Source organism: Priestia flexa NBRC 15715, from assembly GCF_001591565.1.
GTDB lineage: Bacteria > Bacillota > Bacilli > Bacillales > Bacillaceae_H > Priestia > Priestia flexa.
Genome location: NZ_BCVD01000001.1, coordinates 38,883 through 59,451, shown reverse-complemented (window position 1 = coordinate 59,451; position 20,569 = coordinate 38,883). Strand labels below are relative to the sequence as shown.

The 20,569-nt window shown below is 38.2% G+C and carries 23 protein-coding genes; all 23 read left to right on the top strand.

Features of this window, described 5'->3' with window-relative positions:
- The first annotated feature begins 5 nt into the window (after positions 1-5).
- The 23 genes from fliG (at position 6) to BFL01S_RS00190 (ending at position 20,534) form a co-directional block, all read left to right on the top strand.
- A complete protein-coding gene (gene fliG, locus BFL01S_RS00300; protein ID WP_390894692.1) occupies positions 6-1,016 on the top strand; it encodes a flagellar motor switch protein FliG in 1,011 nt (336 codons plus the stop codon).
- Complete coding sequence (gene fliH / locus BFL01S_RS00295) at positions 1,009-1,803, top strand: flagellar assembly protein FliH (RefSeq protein ID WP_061784581.1); 795 nt, start codon at positions 1,009-1,011, stop codon at positions 1,801-1,803. Before fliG ends, fliH begins: the two co-directional genes overlap by 8 nt.
- On the top strand, positions 1,778-3,097 hold the full coding sequence (fliI, locus tag BFL01S_RS00290; RefSeq protein WP_025908986.1) for a flagellar protein export ATPase FliI: 1,320 nt from the start codon (positions 1,778-1,780) through the stop codon (positions 3,095-3,097). Before fliH ends, fliI begins: the two co-directional genes overlap by 26 nt.
- On the top strand, positions 3,094-3,537 hold the full coding sequence (gene fliJ / locus BFL01S_RS00285) for a flagellar export protein FliJ (protein WP_025908985.1): 444 nt from the start codon (positions 3,094-3,096) through the stop codon (positions 3,535-3,537). The genes fliI and fliJ overlap by 4 nt, the downstream gene beginning before the upstream one ends.
- 8 nt (positions 3,538-3,545) lie before the next feature.
- Complete coding sequence (locus BFL01S_RS00280; RefSeq protein WP_025908984.1) at positions 3,546-4,166, top strand: MotE family protein; 621 nt, start codon at positions 3,546-3,548, stop codon at positions 4,164-4,166.
- Positions 4,167-4,179: 13 nt separating this feature from the next.
- On the top strand, positions 4,180-5,376 hold the full coding sequence (locus BFL01S_RS00275; RefSeq protein ID WP_061784580.1) for a flagellar hook-length control protein FliK: 1,197 nt from the start codon (positions 4,180-4,182) through the stop codon (positions 5,374-5,376).
- A 3-nt stretch (positions 5,377-5,379) separates the two neighbouring features.
- Positions 5,380-5,817 (top strand): flagellar hook assembly protein FlgD, encoded by a 438-nt coding sequence (flgD, locus tag BFL01S_RS00270; RefSeq protein WP_439950859.1) that lies wholly within the window; start codon positions 5,380-5,382, stop codon positions 5,815-5,817.
- 25 nt (positions 5,818-5,842) lie between these two features.
- The gene (flgG, locus tag BFL01S_RS00265) at positions 5,843-6,706 is read left to right on the top strand and encodes a flagellar basal body rod protein FlgG (RefSeq protein WP_025908981.1); all 864 of its coding nucleotides are present in this window, start codon (positions 5,843-5,845) and stop codon (positions 6,704-6,706) included.
- A gap of 55 nt (positions 6,707-6,761) precedes the next feature.
- The gene (locus BFL01S_RS00260; RefSeq protein ID WP_025908980.1) at positions 6,762-6,971 is read left to right on the top strand and encodes a flagellar FlbD family protein; all 210 of its coding nucleotides are present in this window, start codon (positions 6,762-6,764) and stop codon (positions 6,969-6,971) included.
- Positions 6,972-6,974: 3 nt separating this feature from the next.
- Positions 6,975-7,406, top strand: a complete 432-nt coding sequence (gene fliL / locus BFL01S_RS00255) for a flagellar basal body-associated protein FliL (RefSeq protein WP_025908979.1) — start codon at positions 6,975-6,977, stop codon at positions 7,404-7,406.
- Between the two features lie 30 nt (positions 7,407-7,436).
- Complete coding sequence (gene fliM, locus BFL01S_RS00250; RefSeq protein WP_061784579.1) at positions 7,437-8,432, top strand: flagellar motor switch protein FliM; 996 nt, start codon at positions 7,437-7,439, stop codon at positions 8,430-8,432.
- Entirely contained in the window at positions 8,429-9,556 is a 1,128-nt protein-coding gene (gene fliY / locus BFL01S_RS00245; protein ID WP_061784578.1) for a flagellar motor switch phosphatase FliY, read from the top strand. Before fliM ends, fliY begins: the two co-directional genes overlap by 4 nt.
- A 22-nt stretch (positions 9,557-9,578) precedes the next feature.
- The gene (locus BFL01S_RS00240) at positions 9,579-9,941 is read left to right on the top strand and encodes a response regulator (protein ID WP_025908976.1); all 363 of its coding nucleotides are present in this window, start codon (positions 9,579-9,581) and stop codon (positions 9,939-9,941) included.
- Positions 9,942-10,002: 61 nt separating this feature from the next.
- Positions 10,003-10,638, top strand: a complete 636-nt coding sequence (locus BFL01S_RS00235) for a flagellar biosynthetic protein FliO (protein ID WP_061784577.1) — start codon at positions 10,003-10,005, stop codon at positions 10,636-10,638.
- Complete coding sequence (fliP, locus tag BFL01S_RS00230; RefSeq protein ID WP_025908974.1) at positions 10,631-11,299, top strand: flagellar type III secretion system pore protein FliP; 669 nt, start codon at positions 10,631-10,633, stop codon at positions 11,297-11,299. The genes BFL01S_RS00235 and fliP overlap by 8 nt, the downstream gene beginning before the upstream one ends.
- Before the next feature lie 9 nt (positions 11,300-11,308).
- Positions 11,309-11,578, top strand: coding sequence for a flagellar biosynthesis protein FliQ (gene fliQ / locus BFL01S_RS00225; RefSeq protein WP_025908973.1), 270 nt, complete (start codon positions 11,309-11,311; stop codon positions 11,576-11,578).
- A gap of 2 nt (positions 11,579-11,580) precedes the next feature.
- Positions 11,581-12,357: a flagellar biosynthetic protein FliR gene (fliR, locus tag BFL01S_RS00220; protein WP_061784576.1), complete on the top strand. Its 777-nt coding sequence runs from the start codon at positions 11,581-11,583 to the stop codon at positions 12,355-12,357.
- Between the two features lie 2 nt (positions 12,358-12,359).
- Positions 12,360-13,442: a flagellar biosynthesis protein FlhB gene (flhB, locus tag BFL01S_RS00215; protein ID WP_025908971.1), complete on the top strand. Its 1,083-nt coding sequence runs from the start codon at positions 12,360-12,362 to the stop codon at positions 13,440-13,442.
- Positions 13,443-13,480: 38 nt separating this feature from the next.
- Positions 13,481-15,520, top strand: a complete 2,040-nt coding sequence (gene flhA, locus BFL01S_RS00210) for a flagellar biosynthesis protein FlhA (protein WP_025908970.1) — start codon at positions 13,481-13,483, stop codon at positions 15,518-15,520.
- Positions 15,517-16,596, top strand: a complete 1,080-nt coding sequence (locus BFL01S_RS00205) for a flagellar biosynthesis protein FlhF (protein WP_061784575.1) — start codon at positions 15,517-15,519, stop codon at positions 16,594-16,596. The genes flhA and BFL01S_RS00205 overlap by 4 nt, the downstream gene beginning before the upstream one ends.
- On the top strand, positions 16,589-17,458 hold the full coding sequence (locus tag BFL01S_RS00200) for a MinD/ParA family protein (RefSeq protein ID WP_061784574.1): 870 nt from the start codon (positions 16,589-16,591) through the stop codon (positions 17,456-17,458). Before BFL01S_RS00205 ends, BFL01S_RS00200 begins: the two co-directional genes overlap by 8 nt.
- Positions 17,459-17,468: 10 nt before the next feature.
- A complete protein-coding gene (locus BFL01S_RS00195) occupies positions 17,469-18,521 on the top strand; it encodes a protein-glutamate methylesterase/protein-glutamine glutaminase (RefSeq protein WP_061784573.1) in 1,053 nt (350 codons plus the stop codon).
- A gap of 12 nt (positions 18,522-18,533) precedes the next feature.
- Complete coding sequence (locus BFL01S_RS00190) at positions 18,534-20,534, top strand: chemotaxis protein CheA (RefSeq protein ID WP_061784572.1); 2,001 nt, start codon at positions 18,534-18,536, stop codon at positions 20,532-20,534.
- Positions 20,535-20,569 lie beyond the last annotated feature (35 nt).

Here is a 20,569-nt window from a genome sequence, read left to right as displayed (position 1 = left end):
CGAAAGTGGTAAGTAAAAGTGAATTAACAGGTAAGCAAAAAGCAGCTATTTTATTAATTTCCCTTGGTCCTGATGCATCCGCTTCCGTCTATAAGCATTTAAGCGAAGACGAAATTGAACAGCTAACGTTTGAGATTTCTTCAATGCGAAAGGTAGAGCCTGCGGTTAAAGAAGCCGTTTTAAAAGAATTTGAGCAAATGACAATTGCTCAGAATTATATTGAAAAAGGCGGCATTACTTATGCGAAAGAAGTGTTGGAAAAAGCTTTAGGTCCTGAACAAGCAATAATGGTTATTAATCGTTTAACTTCATCTTTGCAAGTTCGACCATTCGATTTTGCGCGTAAAGCAGAACCAATGCAGCTTTTAAATTTTATTCAGCATGAGCACCCGCAAACGATTGCTTTGATCTTATCATACTTAGAGCCAGCTCAAGCTGGGCAAATTTTGTCATCTTTACCTCAAGAGCGTCAAGGTGATATTGCGAGAAGAATTGCTACAATGGATAGCACATCTCCAGAAGTCATCAGTGAAGTAGAACAAATTTTAGAAAGAAAGCTTTCGACAACGGTGACGCAAGATTACACCCATACTGGTGGAATCGAGACGGTGGTTGAAGTGTTAAATGGCGTGGATCGTGCAACAGAGAAAATTATTATTGATACTCTAGAAATTCAAGATCCAGAGCTTGCGGAAGAGATTAAACAGCGTATGTTTGTCTTTGAAGATATTGTGACGTTGGATAACCGCTCCATCCAGCGTGTCGTTCGTGAGGTTGAAAACGAAGACTTGCTATTGAGCTTAAAAGTAGCAAGCGAAGAAGTAAAAGATATTATATTCCGCAACATGTCCAAGCGAATGGTAGACACGTTTACAGAAGAAATGGAGTATATGGGACCAGTCCGTTTAAAAGATGTGGAAGAAGCTCAGTCTCGCATTGTGGCGGCTATTCGTAGATTAGAAGATATGGGAGAAGTAGTCATTGCAAGAGGTGGAGGAGACGATATTATTGTCTAGTATCATTAAATCTACCTATGCAAATCACGTACATGATTCAGCCAAAACAATCGAAATCAAGCCATTATTTAGTGGGAGAAATTTGATCAATTCAAATGGTCAGACAGCAAAGAATGAATGCCCTGACAAAATTCTTACTGAAGCAAAAGAAGCGTCTACACGTCTTTATGAAGAAGCTGAAGCAAGACTATTAGAAGCAAGACAGCAAATTGAAGCAGAGCGACAGCAGTGGGAGAATGAAAAAATACAGCTATATGAAGCAGAGAAGAAAAAGGGTTTTAACGCTGGGTATAGTGAAGGTCAACAGGCTGGATATGAGGACTATACATCGCTTATAGAAGAAGCCCGTACGGCTGTTAACGTAGCTAAAAAAGATTATACCGATTACCTTTCTCAAGCTGAAGAGGTTATCTTAGAGCTTGGCTTTACACTTGCTGAGAAAGTCATTGGGCAAAATCTTCAACATAAAAATGAGAAAAGTTTTGTATCACTGGTTAAGCACGCAATAAAGGAAGTTAGAGAGAGCAAAGAGCTTCGAGTCTTTGTGGCACCTTGCCATTATGAAATGGTTTGTGAAAATAAACAGCAATTGTTCGATATATTGAATGGAGAAGCTAGCTTATTCATATACGCAGATGAAAATTTGACAGATGAACATTGCATTATTGAGTCGATGTATGGAAAGCTCGATGCATCGGTTGATAGTCAGTTAACGGAGCTAAAAAAGAAATTGAAACTACGTTTAATGGAGGAAAAGCAAAGTGAAAGTGAAGCAGCTTATTCCTGAGATAGCTCATATCTCTTCGTTTAAACGATATGGGAAAGTTAACCGAGTTATTGGAATGATGATTGAATCACGAGGACCACAAGCTTCCATTGGTGATGTTTGCTATATCCACTTAAAGGATACTTGTGAGCGAATTCAAGCAGAAGTAGTTGGATTTAAAGATGAACATGTCATTTTAATGCCCTATACATCTGTTCGATATATTGGACCTGGTTGCATCGTGGAAACAACTGAAAAACCGCTTCAAGTAAAAGTAGGACCTGAGCTAATTGGTCAAGCACTAGATTCCCTAGGAAATCCACTTGATGGAACTAGCTTACCTAGCTATCTTCCATCAGTGTTAACTGAACAGGAACCTCCTAATCCATTGCAACGCCCACCAATTTCTGAACCAATTGAAGTAGGGGTTCGAGCAATCGACAGTTTGCTTACAGTTGGCAAGGGTCAGCGGATTGGAATCTTTGCAGGAAGTGGAGTTGGGAAAAGTACGCTTATGGGAATGATTGCGAGAAACACGAATGCAGATATCAACGTCATTGCATTAGTAGGGGAACGTGGTCGAGAAGTCCGTGAGTTTATTGAGAGAGACCTTGGTTCGGAAGGTTTGAGAAATTCAATTGTCGTTGTCGCAACTTCTGATCAGCCTCCACTATTACGAATGAAGGCGGCTTATACAGCTACATCTATTGCAGAATACTTTCGAAGTCAAGGGCTTAACGTCATGATGATGATGGATTCCGTTACGCGCGTTGCTATGGCGCAGCGAGAAATTGGTTTAGCAGTGGGAGAACCTCCCACAACCAAAGGATACACACCATCGGTTTTTGCTTCATTACCTCGCCTATTAGAAAGAACAGGTACTACTGAACAAGGCTCTATTACGGCATTTTATACGGTATTAGTTGACGGTGATGATATGAATGAACCGATTGCTGATACGGTTCGAGGAATTGTTGATGGGCATATTGTATTGGATCGGAATTTAGCTAATAAAGGTCAATATCCAGCCATTAATGTGCTCAAAAGTGTTAGCCGCGTTATGAATCATATTGTAGAAGCAAATCATAAAATAAGTGCTGAAAAGCTACGGTTATTACTTTCTACATATATTGAAGCAGAAGACCTTATTAATATCGGAGCTTACAAAAGAGGTTCCTCTGCTGAAATTGATGAAGCAATTTTATATTATCCAGAACTTATTTCATTTTTAAAGCAAAAAACGAGTGAACATCCCACGCTTAAAGATAGCGTAGAGATACTAAAACAGCTCTTTCAGAAAGGTGAACGAACGTGACGTATCAGTTTAAGTTAGCAAAAGTCATGACGGTTAAGCAAGATGAAAAAAATCGTTTATTGGCTCAATATAATGAATCAGTTCAATATTTCGAGCAAGTCGGGCAGAGGCTTTACGATAAGCTCAAGCAGAAAGAAGAAATGCTTGAACTTCAGGCAAAAAAGCTTAAAAGTGGTTTAGCGGTTAGCGAGATTAAATTTTTTCAACAAGCGCTTGAAAGCATTGAGGCGACGATTGCCAGGCTCCAGCGAGACGTCATGTTGGCGCGACAGCAGATGAGTATGAAAGAGCTGAAGCTTCAAGAAAAAAATATTGAGTGCAAAAAGTATGAAAAGCTTAAAGACAAAAGCTATACAAGCTACCTAAAAACTCAGGGTGATGCGGAAAGTAAGCAAATGGATGAGATTTCTCTGCAACAGTTTATGCTACACAGAAATTAGGTGAGAAGATGGCTAGAAAAAAGCAAGATGAATATGAAGAAATAGAAGAAAAAAGAAATAGTAAGTGGCAAGTCTTCTTGTTTATTATTTTTATACCCCTGCTGTTTATTATTACAGCTATTTATATTGGTCTAACAATTAGTGGAGTCGATGTTCAAGAGAAAATCTCGTCGGTAACTTCATCTCTTCCTTTAATAGGAGACGATAATGAAAGCTTAAAATCTACTAATCAGCAACAGGCGAATAAAGAGTTAGAAAATCAAATAAAGAGCCTGAATGAAAAGCTTCAAAAGAAAGAAGACAATATTAGAAGTTTAGAAGAAAAAATAACGGCTAAAGAGCGCGAGATTGATGAGTTAAAAATTAAGATTAGAGATTCAGAAGATGAGAAAGATGTTGCTAGTCAAGAACAAGACGGTGGAGACGATAAACAGAAAGACATTGTCTCTACTTATGAAAAGATGAACCCGACGAAAGCAGCTCTCATTTTTACCGAATTAAAAGAAAATGAAGCAATCTTGCTGCTAAAAGCGTTAAAAACGGATGCACGCACGAAAGTCTTAGAAAAGATGGACCCTGCCGTTGCAGCTCGCTATACAAGCTTACTAGCTGAGCCGTTAAGTGAGTAATGGAGGTGAAAGAATGAAGGTAGCTATGCAGCCTATGCTTCCAGTTATGAATGAGAAGCAAAACGTAGATCGTACAGTTAAGAAAGAACATTCTTTTTTATTTCAAGCAATGCTATTCGGAGAGCTGGAAACGACTGATAATCTCAGCACGAACAGTCATTCTATTAGTCAGCCTTTGAACAATCAAATGATGAACGTAGATGATAACGAAGATTTGGCTGAATTCTTGGCGCTTCTTGAGCTTCATTTAGAAGAAGGGAATGTTGAAAAGATAGAAAATGAAGAGCAAAGTATTTTATTTAAGCCTTTTGTTGATCTTATTCAACAGCTCCCTACAAGCGGAGTAAAAGAATCTAAGCTGAAGCAATTGCTTTCCAATGCTACGAATTTGCAGGCATACTTAGCGGATGTCACATTGCCAGAAAGTGCAAAAAATTTCGTTAAGGAATTTCAACAGTTTTTTCAAACCTTGCGAGAGCTTGTTCCAGTGGAATCCAGTCAACTAAAAGCATTGCAAGAAAAGCTGCAGCAGCCTGAGATACAATCTGTTCAGTTTTCTCGTAAAGAAATGAAACAGCTTATTGAACTGATTACACAAAAAATTGCTTCAGCAAGTGATAATCACTCACTGCCAACTAGACAATTAATAAGCATGGAAACGGATGAGTTAGGTAAGCAAAAAATTCCTGTTGATAAAGTGACGTTTGTACCGGGTGAAATGAGTAAGTTGCAGCAGCTATCGTTTCATGTAAATACGAATTTGCCCAAAGATATGCAGGCATCACAGGTGATGAAGCAGGTACAAGAGCTATTAGTGAAAGCTTCTTTTCAGCATAATGCGTCTCAAACGAAGCTAGTTTTAAAGCTCTTCCCTGAAAGGCTAGGCTCCATTCAAATTGAACTACTGCAGCGAAACCATGAGACTGTCGCTCGTATTATCGCATCATCTGCTCAGACAAAAGATCTCTTAGATACTCAGCTAGGGGCTTTGAAACAAACGCTTATTAGTCAGCAGGTGCAAGTAGATAAAATTGACGTTTTTCACACAGCAGAACAATGGATGACTAACGGCGAAGAACATCAAGAACAAAAGCAGCAAGAAAAACGAGTTGAAGAAAAAGACGAAAAAGACGAAAAAGACGAAAAAGACGAAACTAATCAAATCTTTTCTCACTCATTAGAAGAAGCGTTAATTAACTACAATGTGTAGGTGATGTATATGACAAATAAGGTTCAGTCTGATTTGTATTTGGCAAATCAGCCCGTGCAGCAAAAGCAAACAGGAACAAGCTCGCTTGGAAAAGATGACTTCTTAAAGATTTTAATTACTCAATTACAAAATCAAGATCCAACTAGTCCTATGGAAGATAAGGAGTTTATTTCTCAAATGGCTCAGTTTTCAACACTAGAACAAATGACAAATATGAGTACATCGATGGAGAAATTTTTACAAGTAGTTCAAAGTGAATCTCCAATTCTAAAAGGTAGCGAGCTTATTGGTAAGACGGTTTCTTGGGTAGATGAAACGAATAAAGAAAGCGAAGCTGTTGTGAAAGCCACTTCTGTAAAGGACGGCAAGCTTACTTTTATGTTAGATGATGAGTCTCATACAACTTTAACTCTTGACGATATTTTGTCTGTCACTCGTTGAACACTATAAATAAGGGGGAAGTTACATGTTACGTTCAATGTATTCTGGAATTAGTGGAATGAAAAATTTTCAAACCAAGCTAGACGTAATCGGTAATAATATTTCAAATGTTAATACGTACGGATTTAAGAAAGGGCGTACAACGTTTAAAGACTTAGTTAGTCAGCAAATAGCAGGAGCGAGTGCACCGGGAGCGGATCGAGGCGGAGTGAACCCAAAGCAGGTAGGGCTTGGGTCTCAAATTGGAACAATTGATACGATACATACTTCTGGAAGCATTCAGCCAACAGGTCGCCCACTTGATCTAGCTATTTCAGGAGAAGGATTCTTTACTGTAGCTAATGGGGCAGATGGCCAAACAATTGATAGACCACTGTATACACGAGCAGGTAATTTTTATTTAGATGAAGGTGGAAACATCGTAACAGCTGAAGGCCTTTACCTTATTGGTTCTGTTTATGACGTTAATGGAAATGAAACGGAGTTTATAGGGGCAATAAATATTCCAGATACAGCTAAAAGTTTTAGCATTGGTCAAGATGGAGTCGTAAATTATGTTGATTCAGACGGTGCTTTACAAATAGCGGGTAGAGTTCGATTAGCAAAATTCTCAAACAATGATGGCCTTGAAAAGGTAGGAGGTAATCTCTTTGCTGAAACAGCCAATTCAGGTAGCGCAAAAGTTGATGGTACAGAATTTTTTGATTTAAGTGAACCGGGAGTAAACGGAACAGGAACGCTTGTATCGAGTGCTTTAGAGATGTCTAATGTTGACTTATCGGAAGAATTTACGGAAATGATTGTATCTCAGCGTGGTTTCCAAGCGAATACTCGAATCATTACAACTTCTGATGAAATCTTACAAGAACTTGTCAACTTAAAACGATAAACTGATAGCCTAGGAGGAAAGAAGCTGAGCTGATCAGCTTGGCTTTTTATCAATTATGGTGACTTTAACAAGGTTAAATGGAAAACAATTTACGCTAAATGCAATTTACATAGAGCAAGTGGAATCGTTTCCTGACACAACTATTACATTAACCAACAATAAAAAGTTGGTTGTAAAAGAGTCGATTGCTGAAGTGAATGAAAAGGTATGCGCTTATTATCAATCGATTAATGTGTTAGGACTTCGGCGCGATATGGAGGAATAAGCTGTGTTTAAAAATAAGTTAGTTGGCACTATGATCATTATTTTATTGTCTTTAACATTGATTGGGAGTGTTGGGGTCATTGTCACGCTAAAGTTAGCAAGCGAGCCGGCGGCTGAAGCTGCGCCTTCCATTGATGAAGTAATTGATTCATCTGTTGACATTGCTGATATTAAAACAAATTTAAAAAGCAATAATTATATTAGCCTATCATTTAAAATTCAAATGGATAGCAAAAAAGCAGCTGAAGAACTACAGAAAAGAGAGTTTCAAGTAAAAGACATTATTATTAAAGAACTATCGGAGATGACAGCTGAAGATTTCGAGGGAAAAAAAGGTTTAGAAGCGCTTGAAGAGCGAATTTCAAAACAGATCGATAGCTCGATTGAGACTGGGCATGTGGTGAAGATTTATACGACCTCCAAGGTTCTACAATAATGGAAAAATGGCAGGTAGGAGGTGAGGTTTTTGGCCGGTGATGTATTGTCTCAAAACGAGATTGACGCACTGTTGTCTGCGCTGTCGACAGGAGAGATGGATGCGCAGCAGTTAAAAGATGAAAACACGAAAAATCGCGTCAGGTCCTATGATTTTAAAAGAGCCTTACGGTTTTCAAAAGATCAAATTAGAAGTTTAACAAGGATCTATGAGAACTATGCGAGATTATTAACAACATTACTTTCAGCTCAACTGCGAACAATCACACAGGTTTCAGTTGTATCAGCAGATCAAATTCCTTATGAAGAGTTTGTTCGCTCGGTTCCGAGCATGACGGTCTTAAATGTCATGTCAGTCGAACCTCTGGATGGCAGAGTAATTATGGAAGTAAACCCGAATATTGCATACGCGATGCTAGACCGTATTTTAGGTGGCAAAGGAGAAGCAGGAAATAAAAAAATAGATAATTTAACAGAGATTGAAACAAAACTACTTCGTAATTTGTTAGATAAAACGCTGGATATTATGGAAGAGGCCTGGAGTTCAGTTGCTGTGATTAATCCAGAAATGGAAGAATTTGAAGTTAATCCACAATTTTTACAAGTTATATCACCAAATGAGATTGTTGTAGTCATTTCGCTGAGCGTACAAATTGGTGAAGAAACAGGCATGATTAACTTATGTATCCCACATGTTACGCTGGAGCCTATTATTTCAAAGCTATCAGTGCATTATTGGATGCAATCATCTAAAAAAGAGCCAAATGAATTAGAGGTTGAGCAGATTCGAACACAAGTTCAAGGTGCAACCGTTCCTGTTGTTGCGATGCTAGGACAGACTGATATATCCATTGAGGATTTCCTTTCTTTAGATAAGGGAGACATCATTCGCTTGGACCGAGGTGTTAATCAACCTCTCATCGTTCAAGTTGGAGGTGTACCGAAATTTAGTGCGCAGCCAGGACAATTAAAAAGGAAATTGGCGATTCAAATTTTAGATCAGTTTAAGGGGGGAACGTCGTTATGACAGGAGATATGCTTTCTCAAGATGAAATCGATGCATTGCTAAAAGGAACGTCTTCATTAGACCCTATGCCTTCAGATAGCAACCTAGAAGAAAGTGAAATTAGTAAACACTTTACAGAGATGGAACGCGATGCGCTTGGTGAAATTGGCAATATTTCATTTGGTAGCTCTGCTACTGCATTGTCAACCTTATTAAATCAAAAAGTTGACATTACAACGCCTTATGTTTCGTTGATTCATAAAGAAGAGCTGAAAGAAGAATTTCCCAATCCGCATGTTGCGGTAGAAGTTCATTATACAGAAGGAATTTCAGGTCGAAACTTACTTGTTATTAAACAAAGTGATGCAGCTATTATCTCTGATTTAATGCTTGGTGGAGACGGTGAAAATCCAGGAGAATTACTAGATGAAATTAAACAAAGTGCCGTTCAAGAAGCGATGAACCAAATGATGGGTTCAGCAGCGACATCTATGTCTACGATTTTTCAAAAGAAAGTAGATATTTCGCCACCAAGCCTTGATATTTTAGATCTTCCAGAAGGAGAAGGCACGAACTTATTAGAAGGGGATGATGTGCTAGTTAAAGTTTCATTCAATCTAAAAGTTGGCACGCTAATCGATTCTAATATTATGCAATTGTTATCTCTTCCTTTTGCAAAAGGGTTAGTAAATGAACTGCTGAATCCAGTTGCGACCGCAGAAGAAGAGAGTGAACTTGTTCAAGAAATGCCATCTCAACAACCTTTGCAAAATCAAGTGAGTGAATCACTGCAACAAGAACCAGTTATGCCTGCAGCTCCTGTTAATGTTCAACCTGTTGCTTTTTCATCTTTTGATGGAAATGAAATACCATCACAGTCCGAAACAAATAATTTAGACATGTTGTTAGATATACCACTTCAAGTAACTGTAGAGTTAGGGCGTACAAAACGAACTGTTAAAGAAATTTTAGAGATGTCATCGGGGTCAATAATTGAGTTAGACAAACTTGCTGGTGAGCCGGTCGATATTTTGATTAACAGCAAGCTAATCGCTAAAGGTGAAGTAGTGGTAATTGATGAAAACTTTGGCGTTCGCGTGACGGATATAGTTAGTCAACGTGATCGTATTAATAAATTAAAGTAACTTTATATAGGGGGAAAATAAAATGAGTAAACGAGTATTAATTGTAGACGATGCGGCATTTATGCGCATGATGATTAAGGATATTCTTGTGAAAAATGGATATGAAGTTGTGGGGGAAGCTGCTGATGGAATGCAAGCTATCGATCTTTATAAAGAGCATCAGCCAGACCTCGTAACAATGGATATTACAATGCCGGAAATGGATGGTATTACGGCTTTAAAAGAGATTAAGCAACTGAATCCAGCTGCGAAAGTAATTATGTGTTCAGCAATGGGACAACAAGCAATGGTTATCGATGCAATTCAAGCTGGTGCAAAAGACTTTATTGTGAAGCCATTTCAAGCAGACCGTGTGCTTGAAGCCATTTCAAAAGCTGTAGGATAAAGAAAAAAGTGGAGCAGCTGCTCTGCTCCACTTTGTATTATGAAAAGGTAAGAGGTGGCAAATGTTGCTGCGATATATCGTATTTATTTTAGCTATCGCTGGAAGTCTGTTGTTTCAAAATAGTATAAGCGTGCAAGCGGCAGAAACATCGGATTCAGTGAAAGAATGTATAGAAAATCCAAGCGCTTGTGAAAAAGAGTTGGACCCTAACGCAGTTGGTGATAGTGATACCAATCAAGGTGCGACTATTTCCGCTGGTGAAGTGGTGAAAATGTTAGTTGCTTTTGCATTTGTTATTGGCTTATTGCTAGTTGTCTTAAAATTTGTGAAGTCAAAAGGAAATGTATTAAAGCAAAATCAACTGGTGGAAAATTTAGGTGGAACTAACCTTGGGAATAGTAAATCGGTTCAAGTTGTTAAGGTCGGTGAGCAGCTGTTCGTTGTAGGTGTAGGAGAAAATATTGAGCTGCTTTCAGAAGTAGTTGGAGAAGACAAGGAGCAGCTGTTAAAGAAGTACGAAGATCAACGCAGTGATGGTGAATATAAAGTGGTTCTTCCATCACTATTTGAACGAAAAGAAAAGGAAGCTATTTCAGTTGAAAGTATGAAATCTTTTACACAATCGTTAAATCAGATGATGAAAAAGCGGAAAACCAAGTTGGAAGAATTAGAAAGGAACCGTAAGCAACATGAATGAAGTGATGGAGATTTTTAATGCTAGTGATGCTGAAAATGTATCAACCTCAATCCAATTATTGCTGCTTTTAACGGTTCTATCAATTGCTCCAGGTATTTTAATTTTAATGACATGCTTTACTCGAATTGTTATTGTTCTTTCGTTTGTTCGAACGTCATTAGGCACTCAGCAAATGCCTCCCAATCAAGTACTGTTAGGACTCGCTTTATTCATAACATTCTTTGTTATGGCACCGACGTTTTCACAGGTGAATAAAGAAGCTTTGCAGCCTTTATTTAATGAAGAAATTAATTTAACAGAAGCGTACGATCGAGCATCTCTTCCTATGAAAGAGTTTATGAGTGCTCATACAAGGCAGAAAGACTTAGCGTTATTTTTAGAATATGCAGAGATGGATAAACCAAGTTCAGTAGAAGAAATTCCATTAACGGCATTGGTTCCTGCATTTGCAATTAGCGAATTAAAAACAGCCTTTCAAATCGGCTTTATGATCTTTGTTCCGTTTCTTGTCATTGATATGATTATTTCCAGCGTATTAATGTCGATGGGGATGATGATGTTGCCGCCAGTGATGATTTCTCTGCCGTTTAAAATTTTGCTTTTTGTCTTAGTAGACGGTTGGAATTTAGTCGTTAAATCATTATTAATAAGTTTTCAATAGGTGAAAAACATGAATGGAGAATTTGTCATTTCGTTAGCAGAAAAAGGCGTATATACAATCTTAATTGTGTGTGGTCCACTTTTGCTATTAGCACTCGTTGTCGGTTTGCTTGTCAGTATTTTTCAAGCGACAACTCAGATTCAAGAACAAACCTTGGCCTTTGTGCCAAAAATTGTAGCGGTACTTGTAGGAATTGTATTTTTTGGGCCATGGATGTTATCTAAGATGGTGTCATTTACGTATAATATCTTTTCAAACCTACATAGGTATATCGGATAAAGATGGTGGAGCTAATCAGTGTTTATCCGGCATTTCTCTTAATTTTAGTACGATTGTCCGCTTTCTTTATTACGGTACCGCTTTTTTCATATCGTACAGTTCCAACTTTTCACAAAGTAGGGCTAGCGGCAGCTTTATCACTTGTTGTAGTCACAACACTAGATTTTCCAATTATTCCACTTGATGATCGCTTTTTGCTTCTTGTCATTAAGGAGTGTCTCGTTGGAATTTCGATGGGGTTAATTGCATATATCGTAATCATGGCAATTCAAATTGCTGGTGGGTTAATTGATTTTCAAATGGGTTTTGCTATCGCTAACGTGATGGATCCGCAAACGGGTGCTCAAAGTCCAATTACCGGTCAGTACCTTTATATTTTTGCCCTGCTCTTTTTATTATCGACCAATGGTCATCATTTGTTAATAGATGGAGTTTATCATAGTTATGAAGTATTAAAGATTAACGAGCTTTCATTTTCAGTTGGAACCGAACTGTTTGTGACGACAATTATTAAAACATTTAGCATGATGTTCCTATTAGCGGTTCAAATGTCGCTCCCGGTTGTTGGCGCGTTATTTCTTGTTGATATAGCACTAGGAATCGTCGCAAGAACGGTACCTCAGCTTAATATTTTTGTAGTAGGATTTCCGCTCAAAATCATCGTGGCGTTTATTTTTCTAATCGTGGTTATGGGAAGTATGTTTTATATGATGCAGCTAATCTTTGAATACATGCTAGAGGCGATGCGAACGATGGTTCATTTACTAGGAGGAGTATAAAAATGTTTCTCGTTCGGTTAGATTTGCAGTTTTTTGCGGGAGAAAAAACGGAAAAGGCAACGCCTAAAAAGAGGCAAGACTCTAGAAAAAAAGGACAAGTAGCAAAAAGTCAAGACGTCACGACAGCCATTATGCTACTTCTTGTTTTTCTCTATTTTATATTCGGAGCTCGGCATACGCTTGAAAAGATGATGCTCATTATAAAGGAATCTTTTCAGACATATATGCTAACGGAAGTTACGGAAGAAAGTGTGTTTATTTTGTTACGAGACCTTCTTCCTGAAATTGCATATGCACTCGGACCTATTATGCTCGTTGCCTTGGTAGGTGCGCTTGCAGCTAATTATATGCAGGTGGGTGTCCTCTTTTCAGCTGAACCCCTTCAGCCAAAATTGGAGAAGGTTGATCCAATTAAAGGGGCTAAAAGAATTTTTTCAATGAGAGCCATTGTAGAACTATTGAAATCAACGTTAAAGATTGTCTTAATTGGTGCCGTTACGTTTGCTGTATTATGGATTAACATTGATGAGGTTCTCATTTTATCTCATCGGAGCATCGGAGACAGTCTGGTATCGCTAGCAAAACTAGTGTTGCAAATGGGCCTTGCAGCCTCTTGTGTTCTACTTTTATTATCTGTTCTTGACTACATGTACCAAAAGTTTGATTTTGAAAAAAACATTCGGATGTCAAAGCAAGATATTAAAGAAGAAAATAAAAATGTTGAAGGAGATCCACTCATCAAATCTAAAATTAAGCAGAAACAACGTGAGATGGCGATGTCTAGAATGATGCAAGAAGTGCCGAAAGCGGATGTTGTCATTACGAATCCAACTCATTATGCAATTGCTTTAAAATATGATGAAGATAAAATGGATGCTCCATACGTGGTGGCAAGCGGAGTAGATTTTGTAGCTCAAAAGATAAAAGCCGTTGCAAAAAGCCATGAAATCATTATGGTAGAAAACCGACCTTTAGCAAGAGGCTTATATGAACAAACGAAAGTTGGCGATGTGGTGCCCGAAGAGTTTTTTAAAGCGGTAGCTGAGATTTTAGCGTATGTGTATCGCATTCAAAAAAAGGTATAAGTATTGAAGATTATAAGAAATAAGGAGAGAAATGATTCATGTCTGCAAGAGAGTTACCAGTTGTTATAGGTGTTGTACTCATTATTGTTATGCTTGTTATTCCGCTCCCGTCTTGGTTGTTGAGCGTGTTAATTATGGTAAATATATCTCTTGCACTGCTTGTTTTGCTTGTATCAATGAACATGAAAGAGCCGCTTGAGCTATCTGTTTTTCCATCGTTATTGCTTGTGCTGACACTTTTTCGCTTGGGGTTAAATGTATCCACCACAAGAGCTATCTTAGGTGAAGGTAATGCCGGCGGTGTGGTAGAGACATTCGGTAACTTTGTTATCAGTGGGAATCCACTTGTAGGATTTGTTGTTTTTGTTATTTTAATTATCATTCAGTTTTTAGTTATTACAAAAGGAGCTGAGCGCGTTTCAGAGGTAGCTGCACGCTTTACTCTTGATGCAATGCCAGGAAAACAAATGAGCATTGACGCTGATTTAAATGCAGGAATGATTTCCGAAAAAGAAGCCATTCAAAGGCGTGAGAAAATTCAGCGTGAAGCGGATTTTTACGGATCAATGGACGGAGCCAGCAAGTTTGTAAAGGGAGATGCAATTGCTGGTATTGTTATTACACTAATTAATATTTTATTTGGCATCATTATTGGAATGATGCAAATGGGTATGAGCATTGGAGAAGCATCCCAAACGTTTACTTTATTAACAGTTGGTGATGGGTTGGTCAGTCAGATTCCAGCATTAATGATTTCCACTGCTACAGGTATTATTGTAACAAGAGCAGCTTCTACAGGGAATTTAAGTCAAGATATTACGGGACAGCTATTTGCGTTTCCTACAATGCTATATGTTACTGGAGCGACTATTGCTGTTCTTGGCCTCATTACGCCAATCAATGATTTATTAACACTTCCATTAGCACTTTTACTAGCAGCAGGAGGTTATTACTTATCTCCTAAAAAAGCAAAACTTCTTTTAAACGAAGAAGCCGCATCAGAAGAAGAAGTGCCAGCTGATGATATGAAAAGTCCTGAGAGCGTTGTGAATTTATTGAGCGTAGATCCTATCGAGTTTGAATTTGGTTATGGTCTTATTCCTTTAGCAGATACAAATCAAGGAGGCGACTTGTTAGATCGTATCGTTATGATTCGCCGTCAGCTTGCTTTAGAGCTTGGTTTAGTAATTCCTGTTGTAAGAATTCGCGACAATATTCAACTACAGCCAAACGAATATCGGCTAAAAATTAAAGGGAATGAAATGGCAAGAGGTGATTTATTGCTCGATCATTACTTAGCAATTAGTCCTGGAATGGGTGACGATATGATAGAAGGCATTGATACAATTGAGCCTGCCTTTCAAATGCCAGCCAAGTGGATTAATGAAGCAACTAAAGAGCAAGCAGAGATGTTTGGGTATACCGTAGTAGATCCGCCTTCAGTGGTATCAACACATATTACAGAAGTAATTAAAGCATATGCTCACGAGCTAATAGGTCGCCAAGAAACTAAACAATTAATTGATCATGTAAAAGAGTCGTATCCAATCTTAATTGAGGAGGTTACCCCATCTCCACTCTCAGTAGGAGAAATCCAGCGAGTATTAGCTAAATTATTAAAAGAGCAGGTATCGATTCGGAATTTGCCAGTTATCTTTGAAGTACTAGCTGACTATGGAAAGATGACATCTGATACGGATCTATTAACAGAATATGTTCGTCAAGGATTATCTAGGCAAATTACCACCCAGTATGCTGCTGGAGAACAGCTGCTTCGCGTCATTACGCTATCGGGGAAGGTTGAAAAAGTACTAGCTGAAGGAGTTCAACAAACAGAACATGGGAACTATTTATCATTGGATCCATACGTTTCCCAAAACATTGTGGAACATATTGTAGCTCAAGTTGATGGGGCAGGGTTTCAAGATCAAACACCGATTGTTCTTTGCTCACCAGCTGTACGGATGTATGTCCGCCAGCTAACAGAAAGATATATACCTCAAGTTGCGATTTTATCATATAACGAACTAGAAGCAAGTATTGAAGTTCAGAGCGTTGGAGTGGTTGATTTATCATGAAGGTAAAAAAATATGTGGCATCTTCAATGCCGGAAGCAATGAAAGTTATTCGAGCAGAGCTTGGTCCAGAAGCGGTGATCTTAAAGTCGCGTTCTGTTAAAGTTGGTGGATTTATGGGCGTCTTTACTAAAAAGAAGTTGGAAGTAATTGCTGGGGTAGACGACCAAGTAAAAAAAACTAAAAAATACGTTAAAAACCGTACAGATGAACAGCTTATGAAGCAGGTTGATGAATTAAAACAGCTTATTGCAACGGTGCACCCATTAAGAAATACTGTTGTTGAATATCCGTTGCTTGTTCAAAAAGTTATTTCATATTTGCAACATCAAGAGATCGAAGAACGATTGTTAAAAGAAGTAAGAGACAAAGTCATGGAGTTATATTATACAACACCATCGCTAGGCGATAAGCAGGTGGTTGAATGGCTGAAAAGCTGGTTTGAAGATTACCTATCATATTCAGAACGTTCAAAAGTATTTCAAAAGAAATATATTAACGTTGTTGGTCCTACAGGCGTTGGTAAGACAACAACGCTAGCAAAATTAGCTGCGTCGTGTATTTTAGAACAAAATAAAAGAGTTGCGTTCATTACAACTGATACATATCGTATTTCCGCTATCGATCAGTTAAAAACGTATGCGTCCATTCTGAATGTTCCAATTGAAGTTTGCTATAACAATGAAGATTTTCAGCAAGCGCTTCAGATATTTAATGAATACGATATTGTGTTCATAGACACAGCGGGGCGGAACTTTTTAGACAGCCAATACATTCATGACCTCCACAATATGATGTCGTTTAATGAACACATGGAAACCTTTTTAGTGTTAGCAGCGACGGCAAAAATGGCTGATTTACGTAAAGTTTACCAACAGTTTAGTAGTATACCAATTGATTCAATTATTTTGACAAAGCTAGATGAGACCACAACATTTGGTCCAATTATTAATGTGCTAACGGAGTGTCAGCTGCCAGCTTCTTTTATGACGATTGGACAAGATGTCCCTGACGATCTAGAGAAATATACTGCTGAAAAAATAGTGGATTATCTGTTTGGAGATTGGAAACATGAATGATCAAGCAGCAGCTTTAAGAAAAAGGGTAGCAGCGGTCAAACATGGTTCTAATCAACGGACGGAGGCTAAGACATTAGCAGTCATTAGTGGAAAAGGCGGAGTTGGAAAGTCTAATTTTTCGCTGAACTTTTCATTGTCTTTACAAGAGAAAGGATATCGGGTGCTGCTTTTTGATATGGATATTGGAATGGGCAATATTGACGTATTAATGGGAATTGCTTCGACCTACACTATCGTGGATATGTTAGAGAATAAATGGCCCATTCAGCGTGTCATCAAACAAGGACCAAAGGGTCTTTCATATATTGCAGGAGGCTCTGGAATTACTTCTTTATTTGAGTGGAAACAAAATGATTTGCATTATCTAATTGATCAATTTAACTCCGTTTCTCAAGATTATGACTACTTAATTTTTGATATGGGAGCAGGAATGACAGAGGGCGTCATTGCTTTTTTAAAGGCAATGGATGACATGGTGCTCATTACTACGCCTGAACCAACATCAATTACGGATTGTTACGCTGCATTAAAGTTCTTACATTTATATGGTGTGAATGCTTCTTTTAAGATGGTAGTAAATAAGTCACTTTCTATTAAAGAAGGTGTAAACACGTATGAACGCTTTAATCAAGCAGCTAAACAGTTTTTGAAGTGCTCAATTGAATTGTTAGGAACAATAGCGGAAGACCGCTGCGTTTCTCATTCGGTAAATAGTCAGGTTCCATTCATTTTACAATATCCAAAAGGCAGTGCAAGCCAAGGAATTAAGAATATTGTAAATCAATATGCAACATCGTCTAGTACCAGAAATCACAGCGTTGGATTTGTAGCCAAGCTGAAGAAGTTATTTCTCGAAAGGTAGGGTTTGCTAGTTGAATAAAATTAAAGTATTAATCGTTGATGATTCAGCGTTTATGAGAAAGGTTATTACTAGTTTACTAGAGGAAGATGGTAGGTTTAACGTAGTGGGGACAGCTCGAAACGGCGAGGAAGCACTAAAGAAAGCTGTGCTATTGAATCCACATGTTATGACACTTGACGTAGAGATGCCTGTGATGAACGGATTAGAGATGTTAAAAGAATTAATGAAAATTAAGCCAACTCCTGTTGTAATGTTGTCTAGTACAACGTTTGAAGGAGCAAATAATACATTTTTAGCGATGGAGTATGGAGCAGTTGATTTTGTTGCCAAACCTTCAGGTGCTATTTCACTAGATATCGACAAAGTAAAAGATGAGCTATTAACAAAACTCTATATTGCGAGCAAAGCAAATCTTCCTTTCAATTCAAAAGAATCAATTAAAGACAAGCCTGTGAAATCATCAATGGTAAGGGGAGACCGAAAGCCGTTAAAGAAAGTGGTTTGCATCGGTACATCAACCGGAGGGCCAAGAGCATTACAAGAAGTTCTAACAATGCTTCCTGCAACGATTCCAGTCCCTATTTTAATTGTTCAACACATGCCAGCTGGTTTTACGAGTTCACTAGCAGCTAGATTAGATCGGTTAGCTGCTATTTCGGTAAAAGAAGCAAGAGATGATCAAAAGTTAGAACCAGGATGTGCGTATATTGCACCCGGAGGCTACCATCTAACCGTAAAAGAATCTAAAGAAGGATTAATAACTGTTTTGGATCAGTCGTTACCGGTAAAAGGGCACCGACCATCAGTTGATACTTTGTTTCAGTCGCTTGCAGATTGTCCTAACTATGAAAAAGTTGCGGTTGTATTAACTGGAATGGGAGCAGATGGAACGGAAGGCGTTATTCATATGAAAAGCAAAGGGCAAACCATAGCGATTGCCGAGTCGGAAGAAACGGCTATTATTTATGGAATGCCAAAGTCTATAATCGCCACAAGGTTAGTAGATGAAATACAGCCATTACATTATGTAGCAAATCGTATTTTACATTACGTGCAGAAATAGGGGGAGCACTCAATGGATATGAGTCAGTATTTAGAAGTATTTATTGAAGAGAGTAAGGAACACTTACAGAATATTAATCAACAGTTGTTAGAGTTTGAAAAGGATGTTAATAATCTTAGTTTTGTAAATGAAATTTTCCGTTCAGCTCATACGTTAAAAGGAATGTCAGCAACGATGGGGTTTGAAGATTTAGCGAACCTTACTCATAAAATGGAGAATGTACTAGATGCGATTCGTAACCAGCAATTAAGCGTAAATACACGCGTTGTCGACTTAGTGTTTGAATCAGTGGATGCTTTAGACGTCATGGTGGAGTCAATCGCCACAGGTGGTGACGGAGGATATGATGTACAAGAGATTGTAACGAAACTCCAGGCTTTAGAAAGCGGAGGATTAGAAGTGGCAGCAGCTACAGAAAGTAAAGTCGTATCACCTAGCATTGTATATGATGAATTTGAAACGGACCTTCTAAACCAAGCGTTACAACAAGAATTCTTTGTATATGAGGTAACCGTTACATTAGATGAGCGCTGCTTATTAAAGGCAGCGCGAGCATATATGGTATTTGACGTGTTTGAGCAAGCTGGTGAAGTGGTTAAGTCAAACCCATCAGTTCAAGATATAGAACAAGAACAGTTTGATCAACAATTTACGGCTGTATTGGTATCAAAAGAAGAGGAAAGCTCGTTAAAAGAGCAGCTGATGCAAATCTCTGAAGTAGAGCATGTTCAGATTAATACTGTGGAGCCAAAAGAAAATGTAGCAACCGATAGTGAAAAACAAACGTCACGCCCTCAACAGTCTAATACAAAGCGTGCTGATGACCTTAATGTCAAAGAAACTGCACCAGCAAAAACTGCACCTATTAATAAAACAATCCGAGTGAACATCGATCGCTTAGATAGCTTAATGAATTTATTTGAAGAGCTAGTTATTGATAGAGGGCGCCTTGAGCAGATTTCAAAAGACTTAAATAATCAAGAGTTAGAGGAAACTGTTGAGCGGATGTCACGTATCTCTGGAGATTTGCAGTCTATTATTTTAAACATGCGTATGGTTCCAGTCGAGACTGTTTTTAATCGTTTTCCACGTATGGTTCGTCAACTAGCAAAAGATTTAGGGAAAGAAATCAACTTGCAGATTATCGGTGCTGAAACAGAGCTTGATCGTACGGTTATTGATGAGATTGGTGATCCCCTGGTCCACTTGCTTCGCAATGCGCTAGACCATGGGATTGAAATGCCGGACGTGCGTGAACAGAATGGGAAAAAGAGGGAAGGTACAGTTCGACTGAAAGCATATCATAGTGGTAATCATGTGTTCATCGACCTTGAAGATGATGGTGCAGGGATCGACCGCGATAAAATTTTAGAAAAAGCCCTGAAAAAAGGAATTGTTTCAGAAACAGGTGCTCAAGGTTTAACAGATCAACAAGTATATGATCTTATGTTTGCATCTGGTTTTTCCACAGCCGAACAAATTTCTGATGTTTCAGGGCGTGGTGTAGGGCTTGATGTTGTCAAAAATACAATTGAGTCCTTAGGTGGAACGGTGACAATTGATTCAATACCAGGCTATGGATCTACTTTTTCTATCCAACTACCCTTAACATTATCAATCATTTCAGCGTTGCTTGTTAATATGCAAGATGAACGCTATGCACTTCCATTGTCATCTATCATTGAAACAGCACTTGTAAATAAAAAAGACGTTATGAAAGCTCACGGGCAAGAAGTTATTGATTTCCGAGGGAAAATCATACCGCTATTAAACCTAAAAAAGCTGTTTGATGTACCGGAAACTTCTGAGGAAAAAGATGTTTATCCTGTTGTGATTGTACGAAAAAGTGATAAGACAGCCGGTTTAATTGTTGACTCGTTTATAGGTCAGCAAGAAATCGTTTTAAAATCATTAGGCAATTACTTAACTTCTCCGTTTGCCATTTCAGGAGCAACAATTTTAGGTGATGGGCAAGTAGCGTTAATTATTGATTGTAATGCTTTAATTAAATAATAATGTTTGGGAAAACAACGTTTTAAACCGTAGTG